The 22678-nt window shown below is 68.2% G+C and carries 22 protein-coding genes; 13 read left to right on the forward strand and 9 right to left on the reverse strand.

All coding sequences use genetic code 11. From position 1 onward, the window contains the following. Window positions 1-7: 7 nt before the first annotated feature. On the reverse strand, window positions 8-208 hold the full coding sequence (locus RX333_RS14995) for a hypothetical protein (protein ID WP_316015766.1): 201 nt from the start codon (window positions 206-208) through the stop codon (window positions 8-10). 159 nt (window positions 209-367) lie between these two features. Then, a complete protein-coding gene (locus tag RX333_RS15000) occupies window positions 368-703 on the reverse strand; it encodes a hypothetical protein (protein ID WP_316015767.1) in 336 nt (111 codons plus the stop codon). Window positions 704-1179: 476 nt separating this feature from the next. Between RX333_RS15000 and RX333_RS15005 the strand changes: the two genes are divergently transcribed. Continuing rightward, complete coding sequence (locus RX333_RS15005) at window positions 1180-2730, forward strand: 2-isopropylmalate synthase (protein ID WP_316015768.1); 1551 nt, start codon at window positions 1180-1182, stop codon at window positions 2728-2730. Between the two features lie 76 nt (window positions 2731-2806). Here RX333_RS15005 and RX333_RS15010 read toward each other — a convergent pair whose 3' ends face one another. Then, window positions 2807-3556: an isocitrate lyase/phosphoenolpyruvate mutase family protein gene (locus RX333_RS15010; protein WP_316015769.1), complete on the reverse strand. Its 750-nt coding sequence runs from the start codon at window positions 3554-3556 to the stop codon at window positions 2807-2809. Further along, window positions 3553-4647 (reverse strand): methylated-DNA--[protein]-cysteine S-methyltransferase, encoded by a 1095-nt coding sequence (locus RX333_RS15015; protein ID WP_316015770.1) that lies wholly within the window; start codon window positions 4645-4647, stop codon window positions 3553-3555. The genes RX333_RS15010 and RX333_RS15015 overlap by 4 nt, the downstream gene beginning before the upstream one ends. Before the next feature lie 275 nt (window positions 4648-4922). Here RX333_RS15015 and RX333_RS15020 point away from each other — a divergent pair, with 275 nt between their 5' ends. The 6 genes from RX333_RS15020 (at window position 4923) to RX333_RS15045 (ending at window position 11463) form a co-directional block, all read left to right on the forward strand. Continuing rightward, window positions 4923-5960, forward strand: a complete 1038-nt coding sequence (locus tag RX333_RS15020) for a rod shape-determining protein (RefSeq protein ID WP_316015771.1) — start codon at window positions 4923-4925, stop codon at window positions 5958-5960. Window positions 5961-6055: 95 nt separating this feature from the next. Then, the gene (mreC, locus tag RX333_RS15025; protein WP_316015772.1) at window positions 6056-6946 is read left to right on the forward strand and encodes a rod shape-determining protein MreC; all 891 of its coding nucleotides are present in this window, start codon (window positions 6056-6058) and stop codon (window positions 6944-6946) included. Further along, entirely contained in the window at window positions 6943-7473 is a 531-nt protein-coding gene (gene mreD / locus RX333_RS15030; RefSeq protein ID WP_316015773.1) for a rod shape-determining protein MreD, read from the forward strand. The genes mreC and mreD overlap by 4 nt, the downstream gene beginning before the upstream one ends. 2 nt (window positions 7474-7475) lie before the next feature. Continuing rightward, window positions 7476-9392 (forward strand): penicillin-binding protein 2, encoded by a 1917-nt coding sequence (gene mrdA / locus RX333_RS15035; protein WP_316015774.1) that lies wholly within the window; start codon window positions 7476-7478, stop codon window positions 9390-9392. After that, window positions 9389-10543, forward strand: coding sequence for a rod shape-determining protein RodA (rodA, locus tag RX333_RS15040; protein WP_316015775.1), 1155 nt, complete (start codon window positions 9389-9391; stop codon window positions 10541-10543). Before mrdA ends, rodA begins: the two co-directional genes overlap by 4 nt. Beyond that, window positions 10540-11463 carry a glyoxylate/hydroxypyruvate reductase A gene (locus RX333_RS15045; protein ID WP_316015776.1) on the forward strand — a complete coding sequence of 308 codons (924 nt, stop codon included), beginning with the start codon at window positions 10540-10542 and terminating at the stop codon, window positions 11461-11463. Before rodA ends, RX333_RS15045 begins: the two co-directional genes overlap by 4 nt. Window positions 11464-11470: 7 nt before the next feature. Here RX333_RS15045 and RX333_RS15050 read toward each other — a convergent pair whose 3' ends face one another. Genes RX333_RS15050 through RX333_RS15060 form a run of 3 tightly spaced genes read right to left on the reverse strand, consistent with a single transcriptional unit; the run spans window position 11471 to window position 13758 of the window. After that, on the reverse strand, window positions 11471-11968 hold the full coding sequence (locus tag RX333_RS15050) for a hypothetical protein (RefSeq protein ID WP_316015777.1): 498 nt from the start codon (window positions 11966-11968) through the stop codon (window positions 11471-11473). Continuing rightward, the gene (gene aroC / locus RX333_RS15055; protein WP_316015778.1) at window positions 11965-13068 is read right to left on the reverse strand and encodes a chorismate synthase; all 1104 of its coding nucleotides are present in this window, start codon (window positions 13066-13068) and stop codon (window positions 11965-11967) included. Before aroC ends, RX333_RS15050 begins: the two co-directional genes overlap by 4 nt. A gap of 24 nt (window positions 13069-13092) precedes the next feature. After that, window positions 13093-13758, reverse strand: coding sequence for a DUF2161 domain-containing phosphodiesterase (locus RX333_RS15060; protein ID WP_316015779.1), 666 nt, complete (start codon window positions 13756-13758; stop codon window positions 13093-13095). A gap of 73 nt (window positions 13759-13831) precedes the next feature. Here RX333_RS15060 and RX333_RS15065 point away from each other — a divergent pair, with 73 nt between their 5' ends. The 4 genes from RX333_RS15065 (at window position 13832) to hisG (ending at window position 17874) form a co-directional block, all read left to right on the forward strand. Then, window positions 13832-14308, forward strand: a complete 477-nt coding sequence (locus RX333_RS15065; protein ID WP_316015780.1) for a flavin reductase family protein — start codon at window positions 13832-13834, stop codon at window positions 14306-14308. 301 nt (window positions 14309-14609) lie between these two features. Continuing rightward, on the forward strand, window positions 14610-16100 hold the full coding sequence (gene hisS, locus RX333_RS15070) for a histidine--tRNA ligase (protein WP_316015781.1): 1491 nt from the start codon (window positions 14610-14612) through the stop codon (window positions 16098-16100). After that, window positions 16097-17164 carry an ATP phosphoribosyltransferase regulatory subunit gene (locus tag RX333_RS15075; RefSeq protein ID WP_316015782.1) on the forward strand — a complete coding sequence of 356 codons (1068 nt, stop codon included), beginning with the start codon at window positions 16097-16099 and terminating at the stop codon, window positions 17162-17164. Before hisS ends, RX333_RS15075 begins: the two co-directional genes overlap by 4 nt. Further along, entirely contained in the window at window positions 17161-17874 is a 714-nt protein-coding gene (hisG, locus tag RX333_RS15080) for an ATP phosphoribosyltransferase (RefSeq protein WP_316015783.1), read from the forward strand. Before RX333_RS15075 ends, hisG begins: the two co-directional genes overlap by 4 nt. A gap of 49 nt (window positions 17875-17923) precedes the next feature. On the opposite strand, the gene RX333_RS15085 is transcribed toward hisG, so the two are convergent. Together RX333_RS15085 and RX333_RS15090 are read right to left on the reverse strand one after the other, a co-directional pair. Continuing rightward, window positions 17924-18550 carry a hypothetical protein gene (locus RX333_RS15085; RefSeq protein WP_316015784.1) on the reverse strand — a complete coding sequence of 209 codons (627 nt, stop codon included), beginning with the start codon at window positions 18548-18550 and terminating at the stop codon, window positions 17924-17926. Between the two features lie 22 nt (window positions 18551-18572). Beyond that, window positions 18573-19016 (reverse strand): DUF1489 domain-containing protein, encoded by a 444-nt coding sequence (locus RX333_RS15090; RefSeq protein WP_316015785.1) that lies wholly within the window; start codon window positions 19014-19016, stop codon window positions 18573-18575. Window positions 19017-19163: 147 nt separating this feature from the next. On the opposite strand from RX333_RS15090, the gene RX333_RS15095 reads away from it, so the two are divergent. Together RX333_RS15095 and RX333_RS15100 are read left to right on the forward strand one after the other, a co-directional pair. Next, window positions 19164-21413: an adenosylcobalamin-dependent ribonucleoside-diphosphate reductase gene (locus tag RX333_RS15095; protein ID WP_316015786.1), complete on the forward strand. Its 2250-nt coding sequence runs from the start codon at window positions 19164-19166 to the stop codon at window positions 21411-21413. Between the two features lie 501 nt (window positions 21414-21914). Further along, window positions 21915-22678: TerB N-terminal domain-containing protein (locus tag RX333_RS15100; RefSeq protein WP_316015787.1), on the forward strand; the 764-nt coding region annotated here is incomplete at its 3' end.

Genomic DNA, 22678 nt, shown 5'->3' on the forward strand with positions numbered 1-22678 from the left:
GATCGCCCTACGCCCAAAACCCCCAGAGGCCAAGCGCAATCGCGATGCCGAGCGCGACCCAGCGCAGGCGGACGGGCGACCGGCGGGGTGGTGGCGGCGCGGGCCGCACGAGGCGCGGATCGCCCAGCGGGTCACGACGCATCGCGTCGGCATAGTCGCGGGAACTGGCGGGCGCGCCCGCATCCTCCGGTCCGAAATCGAACATCATCTGCCCCCTCCGCATGAATGGCCCGAGTCGTTTGTTCCTGTTATGTTCTCATTTTAACTTTTGGCAATCAAGCGCGGTGATGTGACGGAGTTGGGGGGGCGTCGTGCCGATCGTGCCGGGGGATCTGGGACGCTCCCCGACACGATCCTGTAGAGGATATCAGCCAGCCGCGCCCACGCTGGCCTGCAGGCGACGATAGGCCTCCTCGGCCTCGCGCTGCATCCGTTCGCCCCGGCGCTGGAGGTCGCGGCCGCGGTCGATGTCGTTCTCGCCCGAGCGCACGAGGCGGCGGCCGCGGTTGCGGTCATCCTCGCCGCTTTCGACGAGGGCTTCGCCGCGGGCGATCATCTCGGCCCCTTCGCTCCACTGCTCGCCGATTCCGGCGACCGCCCCGCCCTGAAGCTGAAGCTGCCCGCCGAATGTGTCCTCGTCGGGGCCGGAGGCGCAGGCGGCGAGGGTGAGAGCGGTGGCGAGGGGGATGGCGACGCGGATCATCGGGGGTACTCCTTTACTCTTTTGTCGGGTGGGCGATTTGGCCCTGATCCTGTGGGCGGCAAGGGTGGCTAGGAGAATGTGATGTCGTCGAGGCACATGTTTGCGCGGAATCAAGCCGAAGGCGCCGCGCATCGGTCGTGCTGTAAGCACGCCTCCGGCGTGACCCGCCCCCCGGCACGGCGATTTGGCTGACGGACGCGTGCCGCTCATAGGGCGCACGGACTTGGCTGGCATAAAGCGCCATGCTCCGACGTTGAATCGCCGCACCGCGGCCCGTCGCTGCGCGGCTCCGGTTCTGCAACTGCCCCCTTCACGCCCGCTGCAATTGCGCTATAGTGCCGCCCATGAGCACGAACACGATCCTTCGCGGCCTTCTCCTTCTTAGCAGCCTCTGAGCGTGCCGGGAGCCTGGCGCGCGCGCTCAGGGGACCTCGACGCCGCGCCGGATCGACCACAGCTCTAGAAGGAACTCCACAATGACCGAGACCAAGCAGGATCACGTGCTGATCTTCGACACGACGCTGCGCGACGGGGAACAGTCGCCCGGTGCGTCGATGACCCATGACGAGAAGGTGGAGATCGCCACCCTGCTCGACGAGATGGGCGTGGACGTGATCGAGGCGGGCTTTCCCATCGCCTCGCCTGGCGATTTCGCCGCCGTGACCGAGATCGCCAAGCTGATGAAGCGCGCGCAGGTCTGCGGACTGGCCCGTGCTGCCACCGGCGATATCGACCGCGCCTGGGAAGCGGTGAAGCACGCGGCGCGGCCGCGCATCCACACCTTCATCGGCACCTCGCCCAGCCACCGGGGGATCACGGAGCTCGACCAGGACGGGATGGCCGAGCGCATCCACGACATGGTCACACATGCGCGCAACCTCACCGACAACGTACAGTGGTCCTCGATGGATGCGACGCGAACGGAGCCGGATTTCCTGAAGCGCACGGTGGAGATCGCGATCAAGGCAGGCGCGACCACGATCAACATTCCCGACACCGTGGGCTACACCGCCCCGCGCGAGAGTGCCGACATCATCCGCATGCTGATCGAGGAAGTGCCGGGGGCGGACGAGGTGATCTTCGCCACGCATTGCCACAACGATCTGGGGATGGCGACGGCCAACAGCCTCGCCGCCGTCGAGGCGGGCGCGCGGCAGATCGAGTGCACGATCAACGGTCTGGGCGAGCGGGCGGGCAATACCGCGCTGGAAGAGGTCGTGATGGCCATGAAGGTGCGCAACGACATCATGCCCTATGCCACCGGCATCGACGCGACCAAGATCATGAACCTGTCGCGGCGCGTCGCCAGCGTCTCGGGCTTCGCGGTGCAGTACAACAAGGCCATCGTGGGCAAGAACGCCTTCGCCCACGAAAGCGGCATCCACCAGGACGGGATGCTCAAGAACGCAGAGACCTTCGAGATCATGCGGCCCGAGGATGTGGGCCTGACCGAGACGAACCTGGTGATGGGCAAGCATTCGGGGCGCGCGGCGCTGCGCTCGAAGCTGGAAAACCTGGGCTACTCGCTCGGGGACAACCAGCTCAAGGACGTGTTCGTGCGGTTCAAGGAGCTGGCCGACCGCAAGAAGGAGGTCTACGACGAGGATCTGATCGCGCTGATGTCGGACCAGACGACCAGCGCGGGTCACGATGCCGTGCGGCTGGCGGAGATGGAGGTGCGCTGCGGCACCTCCGGCCCGCAGAGCTGCACGATGGTGCTGATGGTCGAGGGTGACGCGAAGCGGGCCGAGACCACGGGCGACGGGCCGGTGGATGCGACGTTCAATGCGCTCAAGGAACTGGTGCCGCATTCGGCGCGGCTGGCGCTCTACCAGGTGCATGCGGTGACGGAGGGCACGGATGCGCAGGCCACGGTCAGCGTGCGGCTGGAGGAGGACGGCAAGATCGTCGCCGGTCAGTCGAGCGACACCGACACGGTGGTCGCCTCCGCCAAGGCCTATATCAACGCGCTCAACAAGCTGATGGTCCGGCGCGAGAAGTCGGCTCCGGAGGAACTGGCCGGATAGGGCGGGATTTCGCGTATTTTTCGGAAGATGAAGGGGCCGGGGCGGGGATCGCCGCGGCCCTTTCGCTTGTGGAAGGTCAGGCCATCGCGTCGGTCGCGGCCTGCGTCAGGGCCGCCATCGCGGCGCGCCAGGGGAAGGGGCCGTGGCTGAGGCGGGCGGCGCCGCATGCGGCAAGCTCGGCGCGGGTCGCCATGCCCGGCGCGACCATGATGTTGACGGGCAGCGGCGACCGGGCGCAGAGACGCGCGATCAATTCCGGCGCGCGCAGGCCGGGGGCGAAGAAGCTGTCGCCGCCCGCACGTGCATAGGCCTCGGCGCGGGCGAGCGCGGTGTCGATCATCGCGGGGTCGTGCGTGTCTTGTGGTGCCTGAAGGAAGATGTCGGTGCGCGCGTTGATCCAGAGCGGTGCACCCGCCCCGTCGCGGATCGCGCGGATACGGGCGGACTGGGTCCCGGTGTCGTGGAGGCCGGTGCCGCCGATCACCTGATCCTCGAAGTTGATCCCGACGGCGCCGGTTTCGACGATGGCGGCGGCGTTGCGGGCGAGGGTCTCGGGATCGGTGGCGTAGCCGCCCTCGAAGTCGAGGCTGACCGGCAGATCCGTGGTGGCGGCGATGCGCGCAATCGTGTCGAGCGCGCGGTCCAACGGCAGGTCCTGCCCGTCGGCATAGCCCTGCGCCCCCGCGACGCTGGCCGAGCCGGTGGCGAGCGCCTTCGCTCCCGCCTTCGCGACGGCAGCGGCGCTGCCCGCGTCCCAGATATTGACGAGGACGAGCGGGTCGCCGGGGACGTGCAACTCGGCGAAGCGGCGGTGGCGGTCGGTCATGGTGCGGTTTCCTTCATGTGGTGTTCATGGGCGATCAGCCAGCGCTTGCGCCAGAGGCCGCCGCCATAGCCGGTCAGCGACCCGTCCGCGCCGATCACGCGGTGACAGGGCACCACGATGGCGATGCGGTTGGCCCCGTTGGCCTGCGCCACGGCGCGGGCCGCGGTCGGGCGGCCGAGATCGGCGGCCAGCCGACCGTAAGTCGTGGTGGTGCCGGGCGGGACCCGTCGCAATGTGTCCCGCACAAGTTTTCCGAAGGCGCCGCCGGGCTGGTGCACCGGCAGGTCGCCGAGGCGGTCCTTACCGTCGAAATAGGCGTCGAGCGCTTCGGCCACGCGGGACAGGAGGGGGCTGTCCGCCTCGGCACAGGGGCGGCCGGTCTGGGCGCGCAGGGCGGTCAGCTCGCGCGGCAAGGCGGGGCGGTCGAGAAATTCGAGGAGCAGGAGCGATGCCTCGTCCACGACGGCCATCATCGGGCCGATGGGGGTTTCGAGAATGGTGGATGGCAGCGCCGCGCGGTGGCGGTCGGCGCGTGGCGGTGCGCCGGTGGCGCGCGCATAGGCGGCGCGAAAGCCCGAGCCGCTGTCGTAGCCCGCGTCGAGTTGCGCCTCGATCACCGGCTCCCCGCGGCCCAGCGTGCGGGCGGCGTGCTCCAGCCTGCGTCGCCGGGCGATCTGCAGGAAGGTCCGGCCGAAGCGGCGGCGGAAGGCGCGGCGCACGGTGGAGGGATCGTGGCCGAGCGCGGCGATGTCCTCCTCCCGCCAGCGCCGGGTGGGGTCGGCATCGAGGGTGGCCAGCAACGTATCGGTCAGCGGGTCGGCGCCGGCGTGGGTGGCGTCGGGGTGGCAACGCAGGCAGGGGCGGAAGCCGGCGGCGCGCCCCTCCTCGACCCGTGCGAAGAAGGTGCAGTTGCGCCTCAGCGGCTTGCGCGCCGGGCAGGTCAGGCGGCACAGGATGCCGGTGGAGGTGACGCCAACATAGGCGCGCCCCTCCCACGCGGGGTCGCGGGCGAGAAGCGCGGCGTAGAGCGTCTCGGCATCGGCGGGCAGCGGATGCGGCGTGGTGGCGAAGAGGTCGGGCTGGCGTGTCATGGGGGAACACTAGCCGGTTCGGCGGGCCCGGTACGCCGAAAAACGGGCGCTGATTCCACGCGGTTCGCGGCGGCCCAAGCGCGGTTCGTGCACCTGAACGGCAAGATTTCGCCGAGTTTGCGGCGCAATCCCGGTCACTTGCCTGCGCGACGGCCCCGGAGGGCCGCGCACCCTTTACGCTTGACTGTGGCAAATCGTATAAGGCCCGGTATCTGGAGCGGCGCACACAAGTCGGACAGCGGCAGCGTCGAGTGGGTTTTAGGGGCAGTACGTCTATGTTCAGCGCAATTTCCGGCATGTTCTCGTCCGACATGGCCATCGACCTCGGCACGGCGAACACGCTGATCTACGTGAAGGGGCGGGGGATCGTCCTCAACGAGCCGTCGGTCGTCGCCTATCATGTGCGCGGCGGCAAGAAGGAAGTGCTGGAGGTCGGCGAGGACGCCAAGCTGATGCTGGGCCGGACCCCCGGCTCGATCGAGGCGATCCGGCCCATGCGCGACGGCGTGATCGCCGATTTCGACGTGGCCGAGGCGATGATCAAGCATTTCATCCGCAAGGTGAACAAGCGCGGCAAGCCCAAGATCATCGTCTGTGTGCCGCACGGCGCGACTCCGGTGGAGAAGAAGGCCATCCGCGAGAGCGTGCTGGCTGCCGGTGCGCGCAAGGCCGGACTGATCGCCGAGCCGATCGCGGCGGCCATCGGGGCAGGCCTGCCGATCACGGAGCCCACCGGCTCGATGGTCGTGGATATCGGCGGCGGCACGGCGGAGGTCGCGGTGCTGTCGCTCGGCGATATCGTCTATGCCCGCTCGGTCCGCGTGGGTGGCGACCGGATGGACGAGGCGATCATCAGCTACCTGCGCCGCCAGCACAACCTGCTGATCGGCGAGGCGACGGCGGAGAAGATCAAGACCACCATCGGCGCGGCCCGGATGCCCGAGGACGGGCGCGGGCAGGCGATGGAGATCCGGGGCCGTGACCTCTTGAACGGGGTCCCGAAGGAAACCGAGGTTACGCAGGCGCAGGTCGCCGAGGCGCTGGCCGAGCCGGTACAGCAGATCTGCGAGGCGGTGATGACCGCGCTGGAGGCGACGCCGCCGGATCTGGCAGCCGATATCGTCGACCGGGGCGTGATGCTGACCGGCGGCGGCGCGCTGCTGGGCGATCTGGACCTGGCACTGCGCGAGCAGACGGGCCTCGCCATCACGGTGGCGGATGACGCGTTGAACTGCGTGGCGCTGGGCACCGGCAAGAGTTTGGAATTCGAGCGCAAGATCGCGCACATCATCGATTACGGCAATCAGGGCTGACAAAAGCCGCCGGATGAACAAGAGTTGAGTTTCGGTCCGCCCCCGGCACCACCAAGGGCGGGCCTCGTCGCAAGAGCCCGGGACAGGGGACGCGCGTGGCGTATGTGAGTGGACAGGATGGCGGCGGCGCATGGCGCACGACCCGGCAGATCATGCTGGGTGTGCTGGCCGTGCTCTCTCTCGCCCTATTCGCGATGTGGCGCATCGACAGCCCCCGCATGGACCGGCTGCGCATGAGCGTGGCCGACGCGGTCCTGCCGGGGCTGGAATGGACCGCCCGCCCGCTGGGGCAGGTCAGCCGGATGGCGCAGGATTTCGAAAGCTACGTGCGCGTCTACGAGCAGAACCAGGAATTGCGCCGCGAATTGCAGGAGATGCAGGGCTGGCGCGAGGCGGCGTTGCAGCTGGAGCAGCGCAACGCGCGTCTGCGGGCGCTCAACAACGTGCAGCTGAGCCCGCAGCCCGCCTTCATCACCGGCGAGGTGATGAGCGACAGCGGCGGGCCGTTCAGCCGCTCTGGCCTGCTGAACGTGGGCGCGCGCAACGGCGTGGCGGACGGGGCGGCGGCGCTGGACGGGTTGGGGCTGGTCGGACGGATCTCGGGCGTCGGCGAGCGGACGAGCCGCATCATCTTCCTGACCGACATCAACAGCCGGGTGCCGGTGATCGTGCAGCCCTCGGGGCAGCGGGCGATCCTGACGGGGGACAATACCGGCGCGCCCAAGATCGATTTTGTCGAGGATGTGGACCGCGTGCAACCCGGTGACCGGGTCGTGACCTCGGGGGACGGGCAGGTGCTGCCGCCGGACCTGCTGGCCGGGCAGGTCATCGTCGCGGCGAATGGTCAGCTGCGGCTGCGCCCGGCGGCGGATTACCAACGGCTGCGTTTCGTCCGTGTCGTCAATTACCGTCCCCTGCCCGCGACCAGCGAGCCGGGCGGGCTGATTGCGGACGCGCCCTTCATGTTCGGGGAGGAGCCGGAATGATCGGTGCGGCGCTTCGCGTGGCGAGCTTCGTCGCCGTGATGCTGCTGGCGATCCTGCTGCTGGCGGTGCCGCTGCGCGCGGGTGCGCCGGACTGGCCGATGCCCGATCTGGTGATGGCGGTGGCGTGCACATGGGTCTTGCGCCGGCCCGAGGCGGCGCCGATGCCGATCATCTTCGCGCTTGGGCTGATGGCGGACCTGATGCTGATGCGGCCCGTGGGGCTGGGGGCCTTCGCCCTCGTCGTGGTGACGGAGGTGCTGCGCGCGCAGAGTCGCAGCCTGCGCGACGCGCCGTTGGTGGCGGAACTGATGCTGGTCGCGCTGCTGATCGCCGCGGCACTGGCGGCACAGGTCGGGCTGATCTGGCTGACCCTGGGCAACCTGCCGCCACTGGGTGAACTGGTGACCTACGGTTTGCTGACCATCGCGGCTTACCCGGCGGTGACGCTGATCCTCGCGCTGGCGCTGGGGCTTCGCCACCGCGCGGGCGGGCAGCTGGCCTATTCCAGCTATTTGGGAGGACGCTGAACATGGCGCGCCGGGGCGACAGGTTCGACATGACGCGCCGCGGGCTGGTGCTGATGGGCGCGAAGCTGGCGCTGGTCGGCGGGCTGGCGCTGCGCATGCGGCACCTCCAGGTCGACGAGGCGGAGCGGTATCGCCTGCTGGCCGAGGAGAACCGCATCAACATCCGCCTGCTGCCACCAGCGCGCGGGCTGATCTACGACCGCGACGGGCAGCCGGTGGCGGTGAATCGACAGAACTATCGCATCGTCATGATCCGGGAGCAGGCGGGCGACGCGGCGGGCGTGTTGCAACGCCTGTCGCGGCTGATCGACATCTCCCCCGAGCGGCGGGAACGGGTGCTGCGCGACATGCTGGCCCGCCCCGCCTTCGTGCCGATGACGGTGGCCGAGCATCTGGACTGGGACAGCTTCGCCCGCGTGGCGGCGAACGCCCCTGCCCTGCCCGGCGTGCTGACAGAGGTGGGGCTGTCGCGGCACTACCCGGCCAACGAGGTCTTCGCCCATGTGGTCGGCTATGTCGGGCCAGTCTCGGATTACGACCTCAGCCAGATCGAGAACCCCGATCCGCTGTTGCAGATCCCCGACTTCCAGATCGGCAAGAACGGGGTGGAGAAGCGGGCGGAGGACAGCCTGCGTGGATCGGCCGGGACCTCGCGGATCGAGGTCAATGCGGGCGGGCGCGTGATCCGGGAACTCGACCGGGTGGAGGGCCGCTCCGGCACCGACCTGCAACTGACCATCGACAGCGGCTTGCAGGATTTCACCCTGCGCCGGATGGAAGGCGAGAGTGCCGCCACGGTCATGATGGACGTGGCGACCGGCGAGATCGTGGCGCTGGCCTCCGCGCCGTCCTTCGATCCCAACAGCTTCGTCTTCGGCATCTCGACGGGCGAGTGGAACGCGCTGAACGAGAACGCGTACCGACCGCTCTACAACAAGACGGTGTCGGGGGTGTATCCGCCCGGCTCCACCTTCAAGATGGTCGTGGCGCTCGCCGCGATGGAGGCGGGGCTGGTCGGCACCGGCGAGACGGTGTTCTGCGGCGGATCCATGCAGATCGGCAACCGGCGGGCCTATTGCTGGCGGCGGGGCGGGCACGGGCACATGAACCTGCGCGACAGCCTCAAGCAATCCTGCGACGTCTACTATTACGACATCGCGCAGCGCGTGGGCATCGACCGCATCAGCGCGATGGCGAACCGACTGGGCATTGGCATGCGCCACGACCTGCCTTTGCCCGCCATCCGCGCGGGCAACATGCCCGACCGCGACTGGAAGATGCGCGTGCACGGGGAGACCTGGCTGGTCGGCGACACGGTCAATTCGGGGATCGGACAGGGCTTCATGCTCGCCTCGCCGCTGGAGCTGTGCGTGATGACCGCGCGGATCGCGACGGGCCGTGCGGTGCTGCCGCAGTTGATCCGATCGGAGAACGGCGTGCCGCGGCAATTCGATGGCGGTGAGGACATGGGCCTCGCTGCGGGGTCGCTCGCCGCCGTGCGGGGCGGCATGTTCGCTGTCAGCAACGATCGGCGTGGCACGGCCTATCGCGCGCGCATCGCCGATCCACAGATGGCCATGGCGGGCAAGACCGGCACCAGCCAGGTGCGCCGCATCACCGCCGCCGAGCGGGCGGTGGGGGTGTTCCGCAACGAGGACCTGCCCTGGAACCGGCGCGACCACGCGCTGTTCGTCGGCTACGCGCCCTATGACAATCCGCGCTATGCGGTCGCCACCATCGTCGAGCATGGCGGCGGTGGGTCCAAGGCCGCGGCCCCGATCGCGCAGGACGTCATGATCCGCGCGCTCTACGGCCCCGAGCCGCCGCTGGAAGCCTGGCCCAGCGCCCTGCACCAGGAGATCCGGGAGCGTCGGCGCCTCGGCCTCGACAGTGCCAGCGTGCAGAGGGACCGGGCATGATCTACTGGGAGCAGATGAACGCGCGGCCCACGCCGACCGGACCGGCGAAGCTGTTGCACCTGCACTGGCCGCTGCTGCTGCTGCTCTGCGCGGTCTGCGCGACCGGGTTCCTGATGCTCTATTCCGTGGCGGGGGGCGAGCTCGACCGCTGGGCGCAGCCGCAGATGACGCGCTTTGCGCTGGGCCTCTTCGTGCTGTTCGTCGTGGCGATGATCCACGTGGATTTCTGGAAGAAGATCGCACCGATCGCCTATCTGGGCGGGCTCGCCCTGCTGGTGGCGGTAGAGTTCGTGGGCGCGGTCGGCATGGGCGCGCAGCGCTGGATCGACATCGGGCCGCTGCGCCTGCAACCGTCGGAGGTGATGAAGGTCAGTCTGGTGATGATGCTGGCCGCTTATTACTCTTGGTTGCCGCCAGAGAAGGTCTCGCGCCCGTTCTGGGTGGCGATCCCGCTGGCACTGATCGCCTTGCCGACGCTGCTGGTGCTGAAGCAGCCGGATCTCGGCACCTCGATCCTGCTGGTCGCGGGGGGATGCGTGGTGATGTTCCTCGCCGGGGTCAGCTGGTGGTACTGGGGCCCGGCCATCGCGGGCGCGGTCGGCACGGTCTGGGCGGTGATGGCGTCGAAGGGGACGGAGTGGCAGATCCTCAAGGACTATCAATACCGGCGGATCGACACCTTTCTCGACCCGTCGCTCGACCCGATGGGGGCGGGCTATCACATCACGCAAGCCACCATCGCGCTGGGTGCGGGGGGCGTGTCGGGGCGCGGCTTCATGCAAGGGACGCAGAGCCGGCTGAACTTCCTGCCCGAAAAGCACACCGACTTCATCTTCACCTCGCTGGCCGAACAGTTCGGGCTGATCGGGGGGCTGACGCTGCTGGGGCTCTACACTGCGATCATCCTGTTCTGCCTGCTGTCGGCCTTCCAGAACCGGGACCGGTTCGGCGCGCTGATGACCGGCGGCCTGACGGCGACGTTCTTCTTCTTCTTCGCGGTGAACATGGCGATGGTCATGGGGCTGGCCCCCGTTGTCGGCGTACCGCTGCCGCTGGTGAGCTATGGCGGATCGGCGATGCTGGTCCTGCTGGGCGCGTTCGGCCTGATCCAGAGCGCGCATGTCCACAGGCCGAGGGGGGCCTTGCGATGATCCTGTTCTCCGCGAAACCAGAGGCCTGGGCCGAGTGGGAAGCGCCGCTGCGCGCGGCCTTCGCCGAAGAGGGCATCGACGTTCCGCTGGCACCCGAGGGCGACCCGGCGGAGGTGGAGTGGATCCTCTACGCGCCGAACGGGCCGCTGCGCGACTTCTCGCCTTACGTGAACCTGAAAGGCGTGCAGAACCTGTGGGCCGGGGTCGAAGCGGCCGTGGGCAACGAGACGCTGACCGCGCCGCTGGCCCGGATGGTCGATCCGGGCATGACAGAGGGCATGGTGGAATGGGTGGTGGGGCATGTGATGCGTCATCACCTCGGCATGGATGCCGATATCTGCCGCAACGATGGTCAGTGGGTGCGCCATGTCGCGCCGCTGGCGCGGGAGCGGCGGGTGACGATGCTGGGGCTGGGAGAACTGGGATCGGCCTGCGCACAGGCGCTCGCCAGCCTGAACTTCGACGTGACCGGGTGGAGCCGGACCGAGAAGCGCATCGATGGCATCGCGACAGAGCATGAGGTTGCGGGGCTGGAGCGGGCCTTGCGCGGGGCGGAGATCGTCGTACTGCTGCTGCCGCTGACGGAGGCGACGCGCGACCTGATGGATGCGGAGCGGCTGGGCTGGCTGCCGCGCGGGGCGGTGATCGTCAATCCGGGGCGCGGGCCGCTGATCGACGACGACGCGCTGATCGCGGCTTTGGACAGCGGACAGGTTGCGCATGCGACGCTCGACGTCTTCCGCACCGAGCCCTTGCCCGAAGGCCATCCGTTCTGGGCGCATCCGGGCGTCACCGTGACGCCGCATATCGCATCCGAGACGCGGCCCGTCACCGCCTCGCACGTGGCTGCGGCCAACCTCGCCCGCGCGATGCGGGGCGAGGCGATGCACCATCTCGTCGATCGGGCGCGCGGGTACTGAGCGGCGCCTAGCGCTGGCGGCGGGAGAACGAGCCGTCGCGGTTCATGAACAGATCGGGATTGGGCGCGAGGTCGAATTCGGGCTGGGCAGCTGTCGGCTGCACCACCACCGGCAGCGGATCGGCTTGCAGCGGTTCATTGGTCGTCACCTGCGCGCCCAGCACGTCCCTGAGGTCGTCGAGCTCGACCACTGCCGGTTCGGGTGCGGGCTCCGTGCGCGGGCCGTCGTTGAACATGTCGGGGCGCTTGCAGGGATTCCATTGCTCGATGCCGGTATAGGGCTCGGCCCGGCTCTCCCACTCCTGCAGGCAGAACACCTGGATCCAGTCCGGCGGGATGGCGGTGATGTCGGCGCCCGCGGTCAGGTCGTAGGGGATGTTGTCGTCGGTGAAGCGGACGCGCGGCTCGACCTCCGGCTCGGGCGGCGGGGCGGGCAGCTCGACAACATCGATCTCCGGCGCACAGGCGGCGGTCAGCAGGAGGGCGAGAAGGGCTAGGCGGATCATGTCTTGCCTCCGATGGCGCCGCGATTCGCACCGATCTGGCCGCGATGCAACAGGATGTGGTCGAGGATCGTGCACGCCATCATCGCCTCCCCAACCGGCACGGCGCGGATGCCGACGCAGGGGTCGTGGCGGCCTTTCGTCACGACCTCGGTCGGCGTGCCGTCCTTGCGGATCGAGCGGCGCGGCGTGAGGATCGAGGAGGTCGGCTTGACCGCGAAGCGCACCACGACGTCCTGCCCGGTGGAGATGCCACCGAGGATGCCGCCCGCGTGGTTTGAGGAATAGACCGGGCCGTCCGGGCCCATGTCGATCTCGTCCGCGTTGTCCTCGCCGGTCAGGGCGGCGGCGCCCATCCCCTCCCCGATCTCCACGCCCTTGACGGCATTGATGCTCATCATCGCGGCGGCGAGGTCGGTGTCGAGCTTGGCATAGACCGGCGCGCCGATGCCTGCGGGGACGCCCCGCGCGATCACCTCGATCACCGCGCCGACGGAACTGTGCGCCTTGCGGATGCCGTCGAGATAGTCGGCGTAGAATTCGGCGGCCTTTGCGTCGGGGGTCCAGAACGGGTTGTTGCCGGTCTCGTCCCAATCGCGGGCCTCGGCCTTGTGCGGGCCTATCTGGACGAGGCCGCCGAGGATGCGCAGGTCCGGCACCATGTCGGCCAGCACCGCGCGGGCGATGCCACCGGCCGCGACGCGGGCCGCGGTTTCGCGGGCGCTCGACCGGCCGCCGCCGCGATAGTCGCGGATGCCGTATTTCTGCCAGTAGGTGATGTCGGCATGGCCGGGGCGGAAGGTCTCGGCGATGTCGCCGTAATCCTTGGACCGCTGGTCGGTATTCTCGATCATCAACTGGATCGGGGTGCCGGTGGTGCGCCCCTCGAATACGCCCGAGAGGATCCGCACGGCGTCGGGTTCGCGGCGCTGAGTCTCGAATTTCGACTTGCCCGGCTTGCGCTGGTCGAGCCAGTGCTGCAGCGACGCCTCGTCCACCGCGATGCCCGGCGGGCAGCCGTCCACGGTGGCGCCGAGCGCGGGGCCGTGGCTCTCGCCCCAGGTGGTGACGCGGAAGAGGTGGCCGAAGCTGTTGAACGACATGGGGCAGGCTCCTTTGTCAGCCGTTTAGCGCGCGGGCGCGTCTTGGTCCATCGCGCTGTTGGCGGCGGCGCGGCCTTCGGGCGTGACGGTATAGGTGCCCAGGCCCACGCGCGCGAACCAGCCGTAATGGTTGTCGCGCATCTTCTGCGCGGCCTTGTCGACATTGACGGCCCGGCCCGCGGCGGCGGCTTTCGTCGGGCCATGCTGCGCGAGATGCGCGGCGAGGCGCAGGCAGCCCTGGCGGTAGGCGGTCATCACGGCCCCGCCCGGGCGCCCGCCCGGTTCGGGATCGCCGTCGCGCAGCTGGAATTCGCGCAGCAGGCGGGCGCGGCGCGGCTTGCCGATGCGGGGCGCGTAAGGGCCGGGGTCGAGGCGGACCTCCGCCACGCCGTCCCGCACCACGATCAGGCCCAGCCCGACGCGGCGCAGCAGCGCGCGGATACGTTGCGCGTCGCGGCGGGAGCGGCCGGGCAATTTGGGCACGGCGAGGTAGACGTGTTCGGACATCCCCAGCCGGTCCACGCCCTGCAGGATCAGGGCGAGGGTCAGGCCGGTCTTCATCTCGACGATCACCGGCGGATCGTCGCCGCGCAGGGCCACGAGGTCGCAGGCCCCGATCTCTCCCTTCACCTCGTAGCCCTGCGCTTGCAGCAGGGTCTTGATCGGGGCGTAGAGGGCGGCTTCGGACATGGGTGCGAGGGTAGCGCGCATTGCATCCGGCGCGAAACAGGATAAGTGCGGGTGAGCCGATGCAGGAGACGCCATGACCGAGTTTTCCCCCCGCGATCTGCGCGACGCCTGCGGTGCCTTCGCCACGGGGGTGACGGTCGTGACCTGCCGGACGGACGCGGGGCCGGTGGGGATCACGGCCAACAGCTTTTCCTCCCTGTCGCTGGACCCGCCGCTTGTGATGTGGGCGCCCGCGCGGCGCTCGGCCCGGTTCGAGGCATTCACCACGGCGGAGGCGTTCACCATCCATATCCTGAATGCCGAGCAGCAGGGGCTGGCAGCAGGCTTCGCGGGCTCGGGCGAGGAGCCGTTCGCGCTGCATGACTGGGCGGACGGGCCGGACGGGGTGCCGGAGTTCGGCGGCAGCGCCGCGATCCTGCGCTGCCGGTTGCATGCGGTGCATCCGGGCGGCGACCACGCGATCGTGGTAGGCGAGGTGACGGGGCTGGAGCATGACGCGAACGCGCATCCGCTGGTGTTCCACGCGGGGCTGTATCCGAAGCTTGCGTGAGGGGGCGCGAGGCCCCGGCTCAAGGCCGGGGCGGGACGGAGCACGTCGGCGGGCCGCGGTGCGGCGATCCGACTTTCATGCATGGCACTTTATAGTCGCAAAGCCCGTAAGACATTTCGGCGTCTCGCCTCCATTTACCAAATCGCCGTGCCGGGGAGCGGGTCACGCCGAGGGCGTGCTTTCAGCACGACCGATGCGCGGCGCCTTCGGCTTGATTCCGCGCAAGGCGGCACCCCCACCTCGCTTGCCCCCTCGCGCCCGCTCGGCTAGACCACGCTCGCACCTCTAGCCGGAGATCCAGATGGCCAAGGACAAGCCCCGCAAGCAGCCCCGCCCCCGCGCCGCCCAGCCGCGCGGCTTCCGCGACTATTTCGGGCCGGAGGTCACGCGCCGCCAGTCCATGCTGCGCACGATCACCGGCATCTACCATCAATACGGGTTCGACCCGCTGGAATCCTCCGCCGTCGAGACGGTCGAGGCGCTGGGCAAGTTCCTGCCGGATGTCGACCGCCCGAACGAGGGTGTTTTCGCCTGGCAGGACGAGGACGAAAGCTGGATGGCGCTGCGCTACGACCTGACCGCCCCCTTGGCGCGGGTCTATGCGCAGTACCGCAACGATCTGCCGACGCCCTATCGCCGCTATGCGGTCGGCCCCGTCTGGCGCAACGAGAAACCCGGGCCGGGGCGGTTCCGCCAGTTCTACCAGTGCGATGCGGACACGGTGGGCACGCCGACCGTCGCCGCGGATGCCGAGATCTGCGCGATGCTGGCGGACGTGCTGGAAGGCGTTGGCATTTCGCGCGGCGACTACATCGTGCGGGTCAACAACCGCAAGGTGCTGAACGGGGTGATGGAGGTCGCGGGCCTCGCCGGGGAGGACCGGGAGGCGGAGCGCGGGATCGTACTGCGCGCGATCGACAAGCTCGACCGGCTGGGCGAGGACGGGGTGCGCGCCCTGCTCGGCGAAGGGCGCAAGGACGCCTCGGGCGACTACACCAAGGGCGCCGGGCTGGGCGGCGAGCAGGCCGATCTGGTCATGGGCTTCGTCTCCGCCCTGCGCGGGGACAATGCGGCGACCTGCGCGCGGCTGGCCGAGCTGGTCGGCGCGTCGAAGGTCGGCGCGGAGGGCGTGCGCGAGCTGGAAACCATTGCCGAGATGGTCGAGGCGCAGGGCTACGGCACCGATCGGGCGGTCATCGACCCATCGGTCGTGCGCGGCCTCGGCTACTATACCGGGCCAGTCTACGAGGCGGAGCTGACCTTCGAGATCACGGATGAGAAGGGCCGCCCGCGGCAGTTCGGCTCGGTCGCCGGTGGCGGGCGCTACGATGATCTGGTCAAGCGTTTCACCGGGCAGGAGGTGCCTGCGACCGGCGTGTCGATCGGGGTGGACCGGCTGCTCGCCGCGCTGGAGATGAAGGCCGCGCAGGCGGATGCCGCTCCCGGCCCGGTCGTCGTCACGGTCATGGATCGCGACCGCATCCCCGACTATCAGGCGATGGTGGCGGAACTTCGCAATGCGGGCATCCGGGCGGAGATGTATCTGGGCAACCCCAAGAATTTCGGCAACCAGCTGAAATACGCGGATGCGCGCCAATCGCCCATCGCGATCATCCAAGGCGGGGACGAGCACGCGCAGGGCGTGGTGCAGATCAAGGACCTGGCGCTGGGCGCACGGCTCGCCAAGGAGATCACCTCCAACGAGGAGTGGAAGCAGAACGCCGCTCAGTTCGAGGTGGCGCGCGCCGATCTCGTCAGCGAGGTGCGCGAGCTTCTCGCCCGCCGGGGTTGAGCGGGCCGATGCGGCGCGGCGGCACCTACCGACAGCTTCTCGACCTGACGGAACGGCTGCTCGCCGATTTCGAGGCGGCGGGCTACGAGCGGATCGACCCGCCGATGCTGCACGATGCGGCGCATGTGGGACTGGGCGGGCAGACGCTGCTGGAGCTGACCTATCTGATGGGCAACGGGCTGGCGCTGCGTTCGGACTTCACGGTGCCGGTCTATCTGCTGCACACCGAGCGGGGTCGCGAGGCGGGGACGCCGCGCTATTGCTATGCCGGGCCGGTGTTCCGGCGGACGGGGCCGGGCGACGATCGCCCGACTGAGCAGATGCAGCTGGGAATCGAATATTTCGGCTCGCTGCGCAGGGCGGCGGCGGATGTGCGCATCTTCGCCAATATCCTCTCGGGGCTCGACAAGACCGGCGTGGCGGCGCAGGTGCTGACCGGCGACGTGGCGCTGTGGCACGGCCTGCTCGATGCGCTGGCGATGTCGGAGGCGGCGCGGGGGCGGCTGCGGGAGATGTTCTGGCGGCCCGAGCGGCTGCGCGCGCAGATCGACCGGATGGCGGTGGCCGAGCCGCTGCCGGAGGCCTTGGCGGGGAAGGACGTTGAGGCCATCGCCGCCGCCCTGCCCCCGGTCGCGGGGAAACGCAGCGTGGCCGAGGTCGCGGCGCGGATGCACGGGCGCGCGGGGCCGGATGTGCTGGCGGCTGAAGTGGCGGCGCTGCTGCACGGATATCTCGATATCGCTTGCCCCATCGGCCAGGTGCCCGAGCGGGTGCGGGATGCGGTCGGCGACCGCATCGACCTCGGCCCGTTCGAGGAGCGGCTGTCGGAACTGCGGCACCGGCTGGGACCTGAAGCGCTGACCACGCCGTTCCGCGCGGATTTCGGGCGGAGGCACGAGTATTATGACGGCTTCGTCTTCGAGATGACGGGCGCGGACGGCGCGGTGCTGGGTGCGGGGGGCCGCTATGACCGGCTGTCGCGGCAGGTGAGTGCGGCCGACTGGCCTGCCATCGGCGGCATGATCCGGCCTCAGGCAGTGCTTGCCACCGTGGAGGGCGCGTGATGCTGAAGCTGGGATTGCCCTCGAAAGGGCGGCTGCAGAAGGACGCGATCGATTGGTTCGATCGGATCGGGGTGACCGTCGCCCGCACCGGGTCGGACCGGGAATATGCCGGTGAGGTCACGGGCATCGATGGGGTGGAACTGGTGCTGCTGTCGGCCAGCGAGATCCCGCGGGAACTGGCGGCAGGACGCATCCATCTGGGTGTGACGGGCGAGGACCTGATCCGGGAGAAGCTCGCCGATTGGGCAAAGGTGACGCCGGTCGTCGCGCAGATGGGGTTCGGGTTCGCCGATCTGATCATCGCAGTGCCGGAGGGCTGGGCGGATGTGCGCGATCTGCACGACCTCGACGACGCGGCGGCGCAGTTTCGGGCGCGACACGGGCACCGGATGCGGGTGGCGACCAAGTATCACAACCTCGTCCGCGGGTTCCTGTCGACGCAGGGTGTCGCCGATTTCGAGATCGTCGACTCGCAAGGCGCAACCGAGGGCACGGTGAAGAACCAGACGGCGGAACTGATCGCCGACATTACGTCGAGCGGCGCGACGCTGGAGGCGAATGCGCTGCGTGTGCTCGACGGCGCGTCGATCCTGAAGTCGCAGGCCACGTTGTTCGCGGGGCGTAATGCACCGTGGGACGCGCGGACGCGCGGCGTGTTGGCGGAGCTCTGTACCAGGATCGGCGTCGATGATCCGTTGGCGAAGGAATAGGCGCGGCTCAGGTACCGGTTCGGCGCGTGGGGCGGGCGCGGGTCATCGCTCAGCCTGCCTCGGTCTCGTCGTCCGCACGAGCATCCGGCGTCGGCTCTCCCAGATCGATGCCGTAGCGGACGCCGACCATCCGCAGGGACATCAGGAAATCGCCGAGGGCCGCCACCGGGGCCGAGCCGAAATCGACCCGCAACTCCCACCGCCCGTCGAGGTGGCGGATCGGATCCGCCAGCGAATGGACCGTCCCTGCGAAATCGGGGTTGTCGCCGAAGCGTTTCTGAAATGCCTCCAGGTACCAGCGCCGCACGGGTCGCCAGTCGGGACGGGCATCGTTCGTGCGGAACCGAAAACAGGCGTCGTTCCACTTGAAGGCCCGAATGCGCACGCAGGTGCCGTCATCGAGCGTCAGGTCGTGGGGGTCGAAACCGATGATCCGGCCATCGACGACGTCGATGCAGGATGTGCGATCCTGACGCCGGGCGCGCAAATCGTAACGGCGCGGCAGGTTCAGGAGCAATGTCCGCTCCAGCGCGCCGTCCTTGTCGCGCACGCCGATATCCGTCTGGCAGTCGTAGCCGTGGAACGCGGCGCGGGACAGTTCCTCCAGCACCGCGGACAGCGAAAGGTCGCGCACGGGTGAGAGCAGTCCGTCGAGATCGTCGCGAGGATCGTTCATCCGAAAGCCTCCTTCCAATCTATCAGCGCACACCCAGTGCCGCGAGTTCCGTTGCAAGTTGGGGGGGCAGCGGCTCTTCGCGCGCCGCGTCGGCATCGAGATCGGCAGGCGCCTCGGCCACCGGCAGGTAGCGCCAGCCCTGGAACGGGCGACGCGGCACGGCCTGCACGCGGATAACCGGATCGTCGAGCACGATGCCGCAGCGGCGGATGCCGTCCTCTCCGATCACCTCTTCCAGCCGAATGATGCGCTGGCGCGCCAGCATCAGCCCCTTGAACACCCAGTAGAGCGAGCCGCCGTTCAGCACCTCCGCCTCGCGCTTGGGCCACATGCGGGTGATGTGCCGATGCTCCTGCGGCTCGCCCCGGCCCTTGCGGATCGCGCGCAGGCGGACCTGCCAGTCGAGAAGGTCCTCCACCCCCTCGGCCCCGACGCAGAGCTTGGCCAGGTTGACCGTGCCGGTCATCGCGCTCCCCTTCAGTAACAAGTCTTAACGATCATCTTCACCCGATGATGTAAGCCCTGCGGGGATTCGATGCTATCCCGTGGTTGTCTGACACGGGGCGCGTCAGCATACTCGGCGTTCCGCCGCCGACATCAGGGAGGGTTCGCGATGAGCCGCTTCGCCGCACCGATCGCCGAGCAGATCTGGGAGATGAAGTATCGCTTCACCCCCGATGACGGGCGCTTGGGCGACGCATCGGTCGAGGATACCTGGGCGCGCATCGCCACAGCCCTGGCCGCGCCGGAGGCAGATCCGGCGCATTGGCAGCCGAAGTTCTACGCGGCGCTGGAGGATTTCCGATTCCTGCCCGCGGGGCGGATCGTGGCAGGGGCCGGCACGGCGCGGGCGGTGACGTTGTTCAACTGCTTCGTCATGGGGACGATCCCCGACAGCATGGGCGGCATCTTCGACATGCTGCGCGAGGCTGCGCTGACCATGCAGCAGGGTGGCGGGATCGGCTACGACTTCTCGACCATCCGGCCCAAGGGTGCGCGCGTCGCGGGCGTGGGTGCAGACGCTTCAGGGCCGCTGAGCTTCATGGATGTGTGGGATGCGATGTGCCGCACCATCATGTCCGCAGGCGCGCGGCGCGGCGCGATGATGGCGACGCTGCGCTGCGATCACCCCGATATCGAGGACTTCATCACCGCCAAGCGCGATCCGGCGCGGCTGCGCAACTTCAACCTCTCGGTGCTGGTGACCGACGCGTTCATGGAGGCGGTCGAGGGCGACGCGGACTGGCCGCTGACCTTCGGCGGCGAGGTCTACCGCACCCTGCCCGCGCGGCAGCTTTGGGACCTGATCATGCGGTCCACCTACGACTATGCAGAGCCGGGCGTGATCTTCATCGACCGGATCAACCAGCGCAACAACCTCTACTATGTCGAAGATATCGCGGCGACGAACCCTTGCGGGGAGCAGCCGTTGCCGCCCTATGGCGCGTGCCTCCTGGGCTCCATCAACCTCGCGCGGCTGGTGCGCGACCCGTTCGGCGCGGACGCGGCACTGGACGAAGAAGCGCTGGACGATCTGGTGCGCACCGCCGTGCGGATGATGGACAATGTGGTCGATGTCTCGAAATTTCCGCTGCCCGAGCAGGCGCAGGAGGCGCAGGCCAAACGGCGGATCGGGCTGGGGGTCACGGGGCTCGCCGATGCGCTGCTGATGCTAGGGCTGCGCTACGGGTCCGAGGACGCGGCGCGCCGGACCGAGGCATGGCTGCACGCGATCGCGCGGTCTGCCTACCTCGCTTCCGCCGATCTGGCGGCGGAGAAGGGAGCGTTCCCGCTGTTCGATGCGGAAGCGTTCCTCGCGTCGGAAACCATGCAGGATATGGATGCGGACGTGCGCCGCGCGGTGTCCAAGCACGGCATCCGCAATGCGCTGCTGACCTCGATCGCGCCGACCGGCACGATTTCCCTGTTCGCGGGTAACGTGTCGAGCGGGATCGAGCCGGTCTTCGCCTACAGCTACACCCGCAAGGTGCTGCAAAAGGACGGGAGCCGGACCGAGGAGGAGGTCGTGGACTACGCCGTCGCGCTCTACCGCGAACTGCACGGCGACGGGCCGCTGCCCGATCATTTCGTCAATGCGCAGGAACTTGACCCGCTCGACCATGTGCGGATGCAGGCGGCGGCGCAGAAATGGATCGACAGCTCGATCTCCAAGACAATCAACTGCCCGGCCGATATCGGTTTCGACGATTTCAAGGACGTGTACCTGCAGACCTGGTCCTCAGGCTGCAAGGGCTGCACCACATACCGGCCCAACGCGGTGACGGGCAGCGTGCTGTCGGTGGAGCCGACGCAAGTGGAACCGCGACCGGTGGCCGCGCCCGCCGAGTTCGCCGATCCGATGGACCGGCCCGAGGTCGTGGACGGGCAGACCTACAAGATCAAGTGGCCCAATTCCGAACACGCCATCTACATCACCATCAACGATATCGTGGTGGGGGAGGAGCGGCGGCCCTTCGAGATTTTCATCAACTCCAAGAACATGGAGCATTTCGCCTGGACCGTGGCGCTGACGCGCATGATCTCCGCCGTGTTCCGGCGCGGGGGGGATGTCAGCTTCGTCGTGGAGGAGCTCAAGGCCGTGTTCGATCCGCGCGGGGGCGCGTGGATGCAGGGCAAATACGTGCCCTCGATCCTGGCGGCCATAGGTGGCGTGGTCGAGAAGCACATGATCGCGATCGGCTTCCTCGCCGCCGAGGGCGCGGGGCTGAAGGAGGACCCGGCGGCGATGCGCGTGAACTCCGCCGCGCCCGGCCCGGCCTGCCCGAATTGCGGCGCCTTCAAGATGCGGATGCAGGAAGGGTGCCTGACCTGCGGGAATTGCGGCTATTCCAAGTGCGGATGAGGGACTGAGTCCCGGCGCGGGGGGTGAAAGGACCACCAATTATTGACCATTTTGGGGGTCATTTGTCCATTATGACAACCAAAAGCTGGCCACTGGGCGCTTTCGACGGGAAATCGGCAGCTCAGGGGAACAGGTGCCCCTGGAGGTCTACGAAGGCCTTCCTGATCTCCGCAACGGACCCGAGCGCTGCCTGAGCATAGTTCGTGCCATCGTATCGGATGCGCAGGAAGTCCTGGCTCTTGCCGAGAGACAGCTCTTCGACGCCGTAGTCCGCTGAGGCCTGTAGGACATAGTTAAGGAACTGACGCATCTCAACTTCGTAGGTGCACAGACACGTTACCCGAGCGCTTCCGCCTCGCGTTGTGCAGAAATTTCTCTTCACATGATCCTCCTCCCACCCGTAAGCTCCTTATAAATCTTGCCATTTCCAGGCGATTGTAACGGGAGTGATTTCCGATCCGCGCATTTCTTTCGTTTCTTGTCCGGTGCATCCGTATTGCGGTGGTCTACCTGATTGGCCTGCTGGTCGTCGGTCTTTTGATTTCCGGTCCACTGATCGAGGCAAACGAGCTCCTTCAGGCCGTCTTGGTCCTCGCAGGGCCCATTCTTCTGACATGGTTGAATGAGCGACGTATAAAAGGACGCTCAAAGAAGGCGGCCGACGAAAAGATCGCTCGAGAGGCGGGCGACGAGTATCGCGAGTCGCTTGCCAGGGCGATGAGCCGCGCTCAGTCGAGCTCCTCACACGAACAGAAGCTACGCGCCGATCCAAAAAAAACCCTCGCTTCACGTCCCCAGCCAATAGTTGCGAGTCCGTCAAGCTCGGCCTCAGGCAAAGAGCCTTCGCGATCGGCCGCGTCAGTTCGAAAAAGCAAGGGGACATTGCAAGGCTGGGTCGGCCCTGGTCAGTCCGTCGAGGTAGCCGGGCGGGCGATCGGGGACATGGTATATGTCGGAGTGCCGCCGAAGGTATCCGGCCGGGGATTGCAGGAATCCTGCCGAGCCTACATCGATCCCTCGCTTCCGGTCGCGCCCAAAGCGAAACGCAACATCTCGGATATGCCGTACTGGCCGGGTTACTCCGATATCGGACTACAGCACCGGGCGGTATACCTCGACTGGCTTGCCGACGGACGTCGGCGAGCTGATGTCGATCCCGGATACATGTTCCTCTACTTCTACGGCTTGGAGCGGCGGTTCATCACCGAGGTGAGGTGCTCCCCGATCCTTGGACAGGGTCTGGCGGTCTCTAAGCTACTCTCCGG

The organism is Roseobacter sp. HKCCA0434 (assembly GCF_032464675.1).
In the GTDB taxonomy this organism is placed as follows: Bacteria; Pseudomonadota; Alphaproteobacteria; order Rhodobacterales; family Rhodobacteraceae; genus Pontivivens.